At 59.5% G+C, this 12198-nt stretch carries 13 protein-coding genes; 11 read left to right on the top strand and 2 right to left on the bottom strand.

Annotated elements, in window-relative coordinates; translation table 11 throughout:
- Positions 1-685 precede the first annotated feature (685 nt).
- The 5 genes from NKI17_RS20295 (at position 686) to NKI17_RS20320 (ending at position 6056) form a co-directional block, all read left to right on the top strand.
- Complete coding sequence (locus NKI17_RS20295) at positions 686-928, top strand: DUF982 domain-containing protein (RefSeq protein ID WP_352503357.1); 243 nt, start codon at positions 686-688, stop codon at positions 926-928.
- 477 nt (positions 929-1405) lie between these two features.
- On the top strand, positions 1406-1648 hold the full coding sequence (locus tag NKI17_RS20305) for a DUF982 domain-containing protein (protein WP_352906726.1): 243 nt from the start codon (positions 1406-1408) through the stop codon (positions 1646-1648).
- A gap of 11 nt (positions 1649-1659) precedes the next feature.
- Positions 1660-1899 (top strand): DUF982 domain-containing protein, encoded by a 240-nt coding sequence (locus NKI17_RS20310; protein WP_352625651.1) that lies wholly within the window; start codon positions 1660-1662, stop codon positions 1897-1899.
- 489 nt (positions 1900-2388) lie between these two features.
- Complete coding sequence (gene ligD / locus NKI17_RS20315) at positions 2389-4287, top strand: DNA ligase D (protein WP_352906727.1); 1899 nt, start codon at positions 2389-2391, stop codon at positions 4285-4287.
- Between the two features lie 107 nt (positions 4288-4394).
- Entirely contained in the window at positions 4395-6056 is a 1662-nt protein-coding gene (locus NKI17_RS20320; protein WP_352906745.1) for a DNA polymerase/3'-5' exonuclease PolX, read from the top strand.
- A gap of 21 nt (positions 6057-6077) precedes the next feature.
- On the opposite strand, the gene NKI17_RS20325 is transcribed toward NKI17_RS20320, so the two are convergent.
- Positions 6078-6716: a hypothetical protein gene (locus tag NKI17_RS20325; RefSeq protein ID WP_352906746.1), complete on the bottom strand. Its 639-nt coding sequence runs from the start codon at positions 6714-6716 to the stop codon at positions 6078-6080.
- 255 nt (positions 6717-6971) lie between these two features.
- Between NKI17_RS20325 and NKI17_RS20330 the strand changes: the two genes are divergently transcribed.
- Entirely contained in the window at positions 6972-7148 is a 177-nt protein-coding gene (locus NKI17_RS20330; protein WP_352726247.1) for a hypothetical protein, read from the top strand.
- Between the two features lie 173 nt (positions 7149-7321).
- Here NKI17_RS20330 and NKI17_RS20335 read toward each other — a convergent pair whose 3' ends face one another.
- Positions 7322-7456 carry a hypothetical protein gene (locus tag NKI17_RS20335; protein WP_352450378.1) on the bottom strand — a complete coding sequence of 45 codons (135 nt, stop codon included), beginning with the start codon at positions 7454-7456 and terminating at the stop codon, positions 7322-7324.
- A gap of 1141 nt (positions 7457-8597) precedes the next feature.
- On the opposite strand from NKI17_RS20335, the gene NKI17_RS20340 reads away from it, so the two are divergent.
- The 5 genes from NKI17_RS20340 (at position 8598) to NKI17_RS20360 (ending at position 12180) form a co-directional block, all read left to right on the top strand.
- Positions 8598-8825, top strand: coding sequence for a hypothetical protein (locus NKI17_RS20340; RefSeq protein WP_352726249.1), 228 nt, complete (start codon positions 8598-8600; stop codon positions 8823-8825).
- 357 nt (positions 8826-9182) lie between these two features.
- Complete coding sequence (locus tag NKI17_RS20345) at positions 9183-9425, top strand: DUF982 domain-containing protein (protein ID WP_352458910.1); 243 nt, start codon at positions 9183-9185, stop codon at positions 9423-9425.
- A gap of 484 nt (positions 9426-9909) precedes the next feature.
- Entirely contained in the window at positions 9910-10155 is a 246-nt protein-coding gene (locus tag NKI17_RS20350) for a DUF982 domain-containing protein (RefSeq protein ID WP_352726252.1), read from the top strand.
- Between the two features lie 749 nt (positions 10156-10904).
- A complete protein-coding gene (locus NKI17_RS20355; protein ID WP_352456140.1) occupies positions 10905-11225 on the top strand; it encodes a putative quinol monooxygenase in 321 nt (106 codons plus the stop codon).
- A 79-nt stretch (positions 11226-11304) separates the two neighbouring features.
- Complete coding sequence (locus NKI17_RS20360) at positions 11305-12180, top strand: NAD(P)-dependent oxidoreductase (RefSeq protein ID WP_352456139.1); 876 nt, start codon at positions 11305-11307, stop codon at positions 12178-12180.
- Positions 12181-12198: the final 18 nt, after the last annotated feature.

The raw sequence follows: 12198 nt of genomic DNA on the forward strand, positions 1-12198 counted from the left end.
TGGCGATTAGAGCCTCGGCCGTTTCTGTTACGCCGTATGGCGCGGTTTGAGCAACCGGCGGAGACGCGAAGCCTTCATTGAGCGCAGCGTCGGAGCCGGTTGCGGCGGATCGAAGGGGTACCGGGGGGGTCGTCGCGCGAGCCAGTTATCCGATCCCCCGCTCAGAAATTCCTACCAAATATTCCTGACTGTTGCGGCCCAGCACCGTACCAATTTACAATTAGTACATGGCCTTGATGCCGCTCAGGTAGGGAGTAGAGAGCGTGTCCCTGGGGGGGCTGGATGAGCGTCGCGCGAAGGGCCGGTCCGCTTCTAGAGCAAGCAATCACAGTACTCCTCAATAGGGTGGACCGTCGCGACACGGTCTCGATCAAAGCGGCGCTACGCGAAGCTCGGGAGACTGCGCCTTATTTGGTGGCCTCCGACGAAGAACTAACCGAGGCAATCGTCGAGGCAGCAACTGCCATGGGCCTCTGCGTGGCTTTCGACGCCCAAGAGTAGCTGTCAGCCAACTTCAGTCACTCGTGGCATCGCAACGGAAGCGCGCCGTCCTGAGCCATTTTCAATAGTCAGAGGTAATCCGCAATTACCTTCGCAAGCTGCTAAATCTGCCTGTAGAACGGGAACTGGGCTGAGCAAAAGTATTTGCTGGAGGAACTTGATCGGGCCGACAAAGAGTGACCGCATGGCTCTCCACTGGTTCAACCCTCCGGTCCCGGTCAAGACCGAGCGTCCCGGGATCATCCGCAACGTCAACAACGCCGAGAAAGCCGGCGAGGAGCTGATGAAGTGGACCAAGCGTGGCCCTTGCTGGGACCTCGCGGTGCGCGTTTGCATGGCCGTGATTTTCGACGAGATGGAACCTGAGGAGGCCCGCAAGGCATTCCTGGCTGCTGCAAAAGAGGAGGGGACATTACTCCCCCAATGAGAACTAGCTAAATTGGATGCGGTATAAGGTTCTAGGTGTCTATTACCAACACCGCCTTCGCGAAAGGAGCCCGCCGCCGGTGAGGGAGAGGCGACGGACCCCGCCACAGCGGCTGCACATCCGAGAAGGACCACTGCAACCTCTAAACCCGCGAGGGCCTACATCGTTCCCTTAGCTGCGGCTAAAGCGGGGTTGGTCGGCGGGCTCTTGCCGCTCTAAGTTCCCCCTTATGGGTCCTCTCTGGTTCGCTCCCCCGGTCTACGTGAAGACGAAACGTCCGGGCATTCGCAATGGGGTCAGCCACGTCGAGGGAACCGCCGAGGAACTCATGGCGTGGGACACAAAGGGCCCGAGGTGGACGAAGGCGGTCCAATCCTGCGTCGATGCGTTCGAGGGCAGGGGTGTTGAGGTCCGTGAAGCCTTTGAGGCGGCTGCCAAGGAGGCCAACATGTATCTCTCCCCTGAGTAGGAGGTATCATGGCGCCCATCTGGTTCGTCCCGCCGGTGTTCGTGAAGACTGAAACCGGTGTCAGGCATGGCTGCAACAATGCGAAGGAAGCCCTTGAGCAGCTCAAGATGTGGACCCGGCGAGGGCCTCGCTGGCACAAGGCGGCGACCCTCTGCCTGTCAGCCTTGGAGGGCGATCCGATTGACCCTCAGGTGGTCCGAAAGGCCTTCGAGGCTGCCGCCAAGGAAGCCAAGATGTATCTTTCCCAGTAGGAGGAGGTGTCATGGCAACCCATTGGTTCTCCCCTCCGGTGTACGTCAAGACCGACCGACCTGGGGTCACCTACGGGTGTAACAATGTCGAGGGTGCCGCCGAGGAACTCATGAAATGGACCAAGATGGGACCTAAGTGGAGGAAGGCTGTGCAACTGTGCGCCGACGCCTTTCAGGACCGTGTGACTCCGGAAGAGGTCCGTCAGGCTTTCGAGGCTGCTGCCAAGGAGGAGGGGGTGCTCCGTGAGTAGCAGGCCGGTGCCCATGGCTATGTTGGGAAGGACCCGTTAGGCTGTCTAATGCTGACCAAGTCCGCGCTGCTCGAAATAGACCCGGATACGAGAGCATTGACTCTGGTCGGCGCATTCATGGGCATTTTGCACTTCTTGAAACTGGTATCGGAGCTGCTCTGGGCGAGGTACTTGGCGTCAATGGGGCACGTTGAGGTAGGGGGACCGGAACCGGAATGTCAGGCTTCGAAACCCGATGGCAGAAACCAGATACGCTGTGGCGGCATTTGAGGGCACGTTCCTGCTCTTGATTATTGCCTGTGAGCTGTGCGCGAAAATCGGGAATGGAAGGGCCGGAGGCAGGAAGCACGGCCTCAGGCCGAGGCGCTAATCAAGCGGGTCGGCAATGATCGCGAAAAGCTCAACACGGCCGGCAGCGAAACTAAAGAAGTAGTCGCGCGTTGGACGGCGGATAACGCTGTTTCGTCTCTGAGTATGGTTTAGGTCAGAGTGGTCAAGCCAACGTCGCGTAAGGCAATCAATGCGTCGAGCGCTAGTCAAGCGAAGTCGCCCGCTCGTGACGAGGTCACTTTAGCGCCGCCCGCTTTCCGGCCGGTCCAGCTCGCAACGCTCGTGGACACGGTCCCTGCCGGCGATCGTTGGATCCATGAGATGAAATACGACGGCTATCGTATTCTCGTTGCCGTCGGCGGTGGCGAGGCGCGAGCGTACACACGGTCTGGTCTGGACTGGTCTAGCCGTTTTCCCTCGATCCTCTCCGAGGCTCGCAAGCTCAAGGTGCGCTCAGCCCTGATTGACGGCGAGGCCGTGGTTGTCGATGTGGAAGGAAGATCTAACTTCCAGGCGCTTCAGAATGCATTGAAGGGTGCCCCGGCGACTATCGACTTTTATGCGTTCGATCTGCTGCAGCTCGACGGCGAAGATCTGACAAGGCTGCCTCTTGTTGAGCGCAAGGCGAAGCTGGAGGCGATCTTGCCTGCGAAAAATCCGGTCCTTCGTTACTCCGACCATATCCTCGGCCGCGGAGAAGAGCTGCTCGATCGCTTCTGCGCTGCCGGCCTTGAGGGCGTCATCTCAAAGCTCGCGGATTCGAGTTATGTGGCGGCCCGCGGCGCAAGCTGGCTGAAGATCAAATGCATCAGGCGGCAGGAATTTGTGATTGTCGGCTGGACGCCGTCCGACAAGGTCCGCGCGTTTCGGTCCTTGATCCTTGGCGTTCATGACCGCGGCAAGCTGCGTTACGCAGGGAAAGTCGGCACCGGCTTCGATACCGCTGAACTTCTTCGTCTCTTGAAGATCATGGCGCCGCTTGAGCAGAAGGCCGCCACCGTCGACGCACCACGCGCCGAAGTGCGCGGCGCACACTGGCTCCGTCCGAAACTGGTCGCTGAGATTGCCTTCACCGAAATGACAAATGAAGGGACGTTACGACATCCGAGCTATCTTGGTCTCCGTGAAGACAAGAAGCCGGAGGCGGTCGTGCTCGAGACGGAACGTCATGCAGCCGATCTCGCCGCGTCTGCGACAACCGCCATCGCGATAAGTAACCGTGACCGCGTCATCTATCCGGAGTCCAACATCACCAAGGGACAGCTTGCCGACCATTACGCAGCGGTCGCGGCGATCATGCTTCCTTGGGTTGGCAGCCGGCCGATCAGTCTGGTTCGATGCCCACAGGGCCGCGCGAAGAAGTGCTTCTTCCAGAAACACGACGCCGGCAGCTTTGGCGACAAAGTCCACCACGTCGGCATCACAGAGAAAGACGGGCACGAGGAACCATATCTCTATGTCGACGATGCCGACGGACTGATGACTTGCGTCCAGATGGGAACGATCGAGCTGCATGGATGGGGGGCTCGGATCGAGGATGTCGAAAAGGCCGACCGCCTCGTGTTCGACCTCGACCCCGATGAAGGCCTCGATTTTGAGGCCGTCCGCGCCGCTGCCTTTCAGTTCCGCGCTATCCTTAAATCGCTGGGACTTACGACTTTCCCGATGCTGACGGGAGGCAAAGGAGTGCACGTCATCGCGCCGCTCACCCCTGGCGCCGAGTGGCCACAGGTGAAGGACTTCGCGTCTCGCCTGGCGCAGGCGGTCGCCCGGAGCGATCCGGCCCATTTCACGGCCGTGTTGTCAAAGGCGCGCCGCAAGGGTCGCATCTTTGTGGACTATCTACGCAATCAGCGCGGGGCGACCGCGATCATGCCTTACAGCGCGAGATCACGTCCGGGCGCTCCTGTCGCGGCACCGATCACGTGGGCGGAGATGAAGACAATAGACGCGCCCTCTCATTTCCACGTGGGCGATGCTCCTGAATTAAAGAAACGCGCAGTCTCCAAAACTCTGGCTGGATGGGGTCGCGCTGACCAATCCTTGCCCAATCTGTAGCGTCCGACGCGGGAAGAGGCAGTAAAGCCGGGATTCAAAGGGCAACGCGGCGCTCACGGCCTTGCCTCATTGGAACCTGCGGAGATCGGTCTCGTTTGGCTGAAGCCATGGCAAAAATCGATCCTAGGACCGTCGCCAGTCTTTTAAGGGAATACGCGCAACGGGCGTCTATGCGCGGCGACAATCCCTATCGCACAAAGGCATACTTGCGCGCGGCAGACAGTCTGATGGCGCTGTCGCAGCCGCTTGATCGGATCATCGCCGCCGGCGCCCTCACCAAGATCCCGGGGATCGGTGACGCGATCGCAGACATCGTGACCAAGCTTTACCAAACCGGCACGCACCCGAGCCTTGAGAAGCTGCGCGAGGATGTTCCAGCGGGCGTGATGGAGCTGTTTGCCATACCCGGGCTTCGTCCCGATAAGATAATGAAGCTTCATCAGGCGCTCGGCGTGAACTCGCTGGCGGAGCTCGAGGCCGCAGCAAGAGAAGACCGCATCCGCCCGGTCAAAGGCCTCGGCGCCGCGCTTCAGACAAAGCTTCTGCAGAACCTGGCCATCGTGCGAAGCGGCAAAACGCAACTTCACCTGCACAAGGCCGCCGCTCTTCTCCACCATGCGGTCATATCGGTGAAGCAACAGCATCCAGAGTTTTCTCGCGTCGAAATTGCAGGCGACTTCCGGCGCGGTTGCGAGCTCGTTTCCGACTTCGTTCTGGTAGCGCAGGGCTTAAAGTCGACTGGTATTGAGGATACGACCCTCAGGCTTGTTGTCACGGACCGGAAGCACTTTGGCGCGAGCCTGCTCGAAGCAACCGGTTCGGCAGACCACCTCGAGCAATTGAAGACGTTCGCGGCCGACAAGGGGTTCACCCTAGACGCCGACGGGCTTCATCGCGGGAGAAAGCTGATCGCGTCAGCGACAGAAGAAGAAATCTACCAAGCTCTAGACTTGCAGTTTATCGAGCCTGAATTGCGCGAAAGCAGCGACGAGATTGAGCGAGCGGCAAAGCAGAAGCTACCCGCCCTCATTCGGGATGAAGATCTGCATGGCATCCTGCATTCTCACACGACCGCATCCGATGGCACCGAAACGCTTGAGGCAATGGCTGAAGCCACGCGCAAGCGCGGTTTCGACTACTATGGTGTCGCCGATCATTCGCAGTCCGCTCACTACGCAGGCGGCCTTTCGTTGCAGGAGATTGCTGAACAGCACCGCGAAGCTGACCGGCTGAACAAGGCATACAATGGAAAATTTCGCATACTGAAGGGCATCGAGGCGGACATCCTGGCGGATGGCTCGCTCGATTACCCGAATGATATCTTGGAGACGTTCGATTTCGTCGTCGCGAGCGTGCACAGCCGCTTCAAGTTGCCCAAGAAGGAACAGACGGAGCGTATCATTGAGGCGATCGGAAATCCTCGGACGACAATCATCGGGCACATGACCGGTCGCCAGCTGTTGCGCCGGCCCGGTTATGATCTCGACGTCGACAAAGTCCTTAAAGCGTGTGCGAAACACGGCGTCGCTGTCGAAATCAACGCACATCCGTGGCGACTCGACCTCGACTGGCGCTGGCATCAAAAGGCACTCGATCAGGGCTGCATCTTCAGCATCAATCCGGACGCTCATTCGATCCGCGAGCTCGACCACATGCATTGGGGTGTCGAGATGGCGCGCAAGGGCGGTGTCCCTGCGAAGCGGGTCCTGAACGCGATGCGTTTGACGGCCCTCCTTGCGCATCTCGCACGGCGCAGGCAAACGTCCTAACCTGCTTGTGCGCCCGGCCTATCAGCGCAGGAGTCCGTCATTCTCAAAATCTTCCCAGCCGCGCAAACTGGAGTGCGAGTTCTCATCGGGCCCATAACCAGCTGAAGCTGCAGTTCCGCGACCGCTTCTTTGAGCGCGTTTCATAGCGGCCCTCCCCGCGGCTCGCCGCCTATTCTCTGCAGCTGTCACTGCGTCCTGTTCGCGCCAGACCGTAACCAGGTCGCGGTCAAGCACATCCTCCACGTGCTGCGGGTCGAACACGTGAAAGGTGATTTTCCTTGCCCGCCCGCGAAGTTTCACCGTTTTCGTCCCGGCGCTCTGCAAGCGACCATCTTTCAGCCAGCGGTGCCGTTCGGCCGTCGAGATCGTCAGAATGTCCTCGATTTCACGGGGGATTACGGGCAGGTCTTCGATATTCTGCAGTGCTTTGGATACGATCCCGAATACCACCTGCACATCATTCTCGGCGCCCTCAGACAGGCGCAGGGTAAGCACGCGGGACTCGATATGGAGCAGTTTCCTGAACTCCGTTGGAAGGCGGGCGCGTATTTCGAGAAAAATACCCGTCGCTCTGACGGACGATCCAAGCGTTGCAGCCGGGGTTAAAGGCCATCCTCCAAACAGCTTCGCTGTTGCATTGGTTTTTCGGCGCGTGGACATGCCCCTTATATAGGTCACTGATTTTCGGCAGCGATGAGCCGATCGCAAAGCCGACAGAGTTCTAATCCGCCAGCGGTCTGAACCACGATGCCCAAAGGCGCAACCACGATTGTTAGCGGGGCCGCTGATTGTCGTCGCCTTGCGCTTACCGATGTGCTTCACCCGTTCCGGGCCTCCTTGTTAAGCGCAGTAACTTTGAAACAAATCCTGCCGGCAGGCGTTCCAGCATGGCGGGCGGCGTTGCCGGAGGACCCAATGCCCGATGAAAACAATGACATCGTCATCCCCCAAGACCACGATGCATCGCCACTTCGGGAGGAGGAGTATTTCGTCCTCTGCCCGGCGTGCGGCCAGGCGTTCGACATCAGGTGTATGGCAGCGGCGCTTCATCACAACGAGCTAGGCCACGAGCCATACGACCTCGACTCGTAGTCGGCAGTGATCGACGACCGTCGATGAGTGTTTGGAGATGTCCCTTCACAGCCTGTGCGAGCCGGGTCGAGACCAACACCCGAGGGTAAGCTCTCGCTCATCTGGCCGGTCGCGTTGCCGACCGATCGGCCTAGAACGAATCCCTGTCGCGAGGGCGGACCTTCGCCGGCACGCTATGTCTTGACAGATACCTTGCGGGCTTTCAGCAACGACTTGATGCCGTTGCGGTCGTTGTCGATGCGGCCGCGGCCGTGACCGACCGAAAGCTTCGACAACGCATGCACCGCATGCGACAGGTTGTTGTTCATCCAGGGCGACGGCGCCTACTCCACCGCAACCATGTCGCCCAGTTCTGTCACGACGCTCCGAAGCAGACCTGTTGCCGGCATCGGGTGCCGGGACCACCATGTGATTTCCATAATGCGTAAGAGCCGAAGGCCCATCGCCGGCAACAAGGCGCTCATTGCAGAGAAAGGTTACGATCGATCGGATGCCCGCGTTGCCTTCACGCGAAATGTTGCTGGGCGCCTCCTTCGACAGCGCGCACATGCGACACGTCCTGGCCGGGCGCGCCGCCTGTTGCCGAGAGCGACGATCGCGAATGCGCGAACGGCTGGACGGCAGGTGAAGCGGGGTCGCGATAGGCCCACATCGGACTTGCTTCACCAGTAGTCCGAAGACGCCAGCGACGCACTAGGCTGGACTCGTGCCCTAGCCGTCGGACTCCCGCTTATCCGTTCGTCCGCCCTTTATCTGGCTGGACAGCGCCGCGCCCTTGGGCTGTTCAAACTGCGCTTGCATCTTCCGTACGCGGACAAGCGCGGCCGTTGTATCGCCGTAGTGTCAACCCGCTGTGAGCAAACATTGGACAGAAGCATTCCAAGATTCACGATGTGCAACACCGACGCCAGATCGACATGAATCTTCAGTTCAAAGAGCGAGGATTAATGCTGCGGCAAACGAAGGGGGCACGGGGGGTCTTCGCGCGAGCCAGTTATCCGATCTCCCGCTCAGAAAATTCAGCCAAATATTCCGATCTCCTGATGGAACCCATTCGTTGCGGGCGAGTTGCGGCTCATTGGGACGGACTTCCCGAACATGACAACGAGCAACAAAGCAGACCATCAGTCTGTCTCCGAAGCGTTTCGGAAACTGATCCGTTCCGAAGGCTATCGTCATCACGTACAAACATTCTTAAATCTGGAGGTCGAACCAGAACTGCCGCCAACCCTACAGTCATTACTTGCGGCTATTGATCGGGCCAAACAGGGCCCGACGGAAGAAGGTCCCTAGCCGGCTGGCTGAGCGTCAGGTCAAAGAGTATAGAGGCTCGCTTCGTGGCTTGTCCCCCTGATTCCCACTCAGAAGTTATCAAACATTCTTCTTGATTTTTCTCGACAGAGGATCATGAATGTTCCCTTGGGTTCTCGCTGAGGTGGGAGGCCTTGTATGAACGTTTGGACGAACTGCCGACCCGACAAAGTGACTGCCAAACACCTTGTTCACGAGCTGATCCTACAAGCCCGTCGCGGCCAAATCATCTCCGTCAAAGAGACTATTGCAGCGGTGCGCCGAAACGGGCCATATCTGGCGGAAACTGACTGCGAGCTGGTGGAGCTTATTGTCAATGTTGCCCCAGCCTTTGGCCTGTTCGTCGGGTTCGATCTTCGCGAATAACCGCCTCCTCAACAGGGCGGACCGTGGCGACACGGTCTCGATCAAAGCTGCACTACGCGAAGCTCGGGAGGCTGCGCCTTGCTTGGTGGCCTCCGACGAAGAACTAACCGAGGCGATCGTCGAGGCAGCAACTGCCATGCCTCTGCGTGGCTTTCGACTGTCGCGAGTAGCTGTCAGCCAACTTCAGTCACTGTGGCACATCGCAACGAAAGCGCGCCGTCCTGCGCCATTTTCAATAGCTAGAGGAGTAATCCGCAATTACCTTCGCAACCTGCTCACTCTGCCTGTAGAACGGGAACTGGGCTGAGCAAAAGTATTTGCTGGAGGAACTTGATCGGGCCGACAAAGAGTGACCGCATGGCTCTCCACTGGTTCAACCCTCCGGTCCCGGTCAAGTCCGAGCGTCCCGGGATCATCCACAACGTCAACAACGCCGAGACTGCCGGCGAGGAGCTGATGAAGTGGACCAAGCGTGGCCCTTGCTGGGACCTCGCGGTGCGCGTTTGCATGGCCGTGATTTTCGACGAGATGGAACCTGAGGAGGCCCGCAAGGCATTCCTGGCTGCTGCAAAAGAGGAGGGGACATTACTCCCCCAATGAGAACTAGCTAAATTGGATGCGGTATAAGCTTCTAGGTGTCTATTACCAACACCGCCTTCGCGAAAGGAGTCCGCCGCCGGTGAGGGAGAGGCGACGGACCCCCCCACAGCGGCTGCACATCCACGAAGAATCCCGCTGCCACCTCTAAACCCGCGTGGGCCTACATCGTTCCCTTAGCTGCGGCTAAAGCGGGGTTGGTCGGCGGGCTCTTGCCGCTCTAAGTTCCCCCTTATGGGTCCTCTCTGGTTCTCTCCACCGGTCTACGTGAAGACGAAACGTCCGGGCATTCGCAATGGGGTCAGCCACGTCGAGGGAGCCGCCGAGGAACTCCTGGCATGGGACACAAAGGGCCCGAGGTGGACGAAGGCGGTCCAATCCTGCGTCGACGCGTTCGAGGGCAGGATGTCCCCCATGAGGTCCGTGAAGCCTTTGAGGCGGCTGCCAAGGAGGCCAACGTGTATCTCTCCCCTGAGTAGGAGGTATCATGGCGCCCATCTGGTTCGTCCCTCCGGTGTTCGTGAAGACTGAAACCGGTGTCAGGCATGGCTGCAACAATGCGAAGGAAGCCCTTGAGCAGCTCAAAATGTGGACCCGGCGAGGGCCTCGCTGGCATAAGGCGGTGACCCTCTGCCTGTCAGCCTTGGAGAGCGATTCGATTGACCCCCACATAATACGAAAGGCCTTTGAGGCTGCCGCTAAGGAGGCCAACGTGTATCTCTCCCCTGAGTAGGAGGTGTCGTGGTAACCCATTGGTTCTCCCCTCCGGTGTACGTTACGTAACCTTGCACCTCGACTAAGGCGATCGGTCCCTTGGGAACAGTGCCGTCGGTATGGAAAGATCGCATCGGCACTGTCCTTCCAGCCCTGATTGAAGAGGCCCGTATCCGCTGCCCTGCTGTAGGTAACGAACCTTCCCCGTTGCGGGCTCCGACCTCTTCCATCCAAGCCGTGGCAGCACCCAGCCAACTCGCGGACTACCTTCAAGTAACTGGGGCAAGTCGTGGGGCCGCGGTCTACATGACCATCGGTACTGTGCGATGGGTGGGACCTAGCGTCGGGCAGGGGGCAACCTAGAGATAGCCCGACGGCCCCTTACGCAATGTCGCCACGGATAACCCGGACGTTCAGCTGCCTTAGCGCCGGCACGAGTTCCGCGTGAGCGCCGTGGCCCGTCGGGCCCTGAGCCTGCCGTCAACGGCGCGGTCGTAGACCGCCACGCATTCCGCTCCGGTCAGCCGCGAATTCTACAGGATCCCGTCAACGGCGAACCCGTTAAAGAGAGTCTGGCTCAGCTTCCGGCCTTCCTCCTGTTGTTTGGCACGTGCAGCGTCGGTGCTGATCCCGAGCCGCAGCAGGCCGGTGGATCTACAATGTTGCGGACGCGTCCGGAGCCACGCGTGATTTCGCTGCCATTTCGCATTTCTACAATGCGACGCAGCTTCGCCGAGCTAGCATTCCAGCATCAACAAGGGTCTGCTAATGATGTTCATCGCGAATCTTCTCGCTCGGGCCGAGACCGTCGATCAAGTCCGTGACATCCTCATCGATCTCACGCGGCAGACATCCGCTGAGTCGGGCGCGGTGTCGTATCACGCCGCTCAGAGCACGTCCGACACCACGCATTTTTATGTCGTGGAACAATACCGCGATCATGCGGCTTGGGAGTCTCATATGGCCTCTCCCCATGTGCGCAATGCGCTATCCGTGTTCAATGATCTACTTAGAGAGCCGCCTGCGGCAGCCGCGTTCGTGGTTTTTGCCGAATACATAGCTGTGCCAGCCGACAGCCACGCGATCTAAGCGTGTTCGCCATTTAGCTGTCGACCACACAACTGGATTGGCTCTTCATACAACCTACGACGGACGGAAAGGATTTCCGATGGCTGAAGTGGCAGTTCTAGGACTTGGAGCGATGGGGTCGCGCATGGCAGCCAATCTGCTCAAGGCAGGGCACCGCTTGACGGTGTGGAACCGGTCAAAGGAGGCGGCGCATTCGCTCATTTCCACAGGAGCACGTCTCGCCGGCACGCCGCGAGAGGCCGCGGCAGAAGCAGATTTCGTGATCGCCATGGTTCGAGACGGCATTGCATCACGGAAAATATGGCTCGACGAGGACACGGGGGCACTTGCTGGGCTCAAGGCGGGCGCGGTGGCGATCGAGAGCTCGACACTGACGCCGGTTTGGATCGGCGAGCTCGCCAAAGCCGCATCGGCTCGGGGCGTCGCCTTCCTTGAGGCACCGGTGGCAGGCGGGCGCCCACAAGCGGAGGCGGCCCAGCTGATCTATATCGTCGGCGGCGAGAAGGACGTCCTTGCGCGAACAGAACCGCTGCTCAAAGCCATGGGGACAGCAGTACATCACGCTGGGCCGGTCGGGGCAGGCGCCATGGTGAAGCTCTCCGTCAACTCTCTTCTCGCTATCCAGGTTGGCGCAATGGCCGAACTCATTGGCCTGCTGCAGCGGCTGGGCGCCGATGTCGATCGAGCCGTCGAGATTATTGGCACGACGCCCGCCAGCAGCCCAGCGGCGAAAACGATGGCAGCCTCCATGCGCGCGGGCACGTTCGCACCCTTGTTTCCAGTAGAACTCATGGACAAAGACCTTGCATATGCAATCGCTATGGCGGGCGCGGACTGCTCACAGCATATGCCTCTGACTATTGCGGCCCGCGAGGTCTTCCAGCATGGGATTGATCGCGGCATGGGCGATGACAACATAACCAGCATCGTGCGCCTGTACACTGAGCCAAGATAATCTATGTATGCGATGGGC

The organism is Mesorhizobium sp. M0816 (assembly GCF_040320005.1).
Classification (GTDB): Bacteria; Pseudomonadota; Alphaproteobacteria; order Rhizobiales; family Rhizobiaceae; genus Mesorhizobium.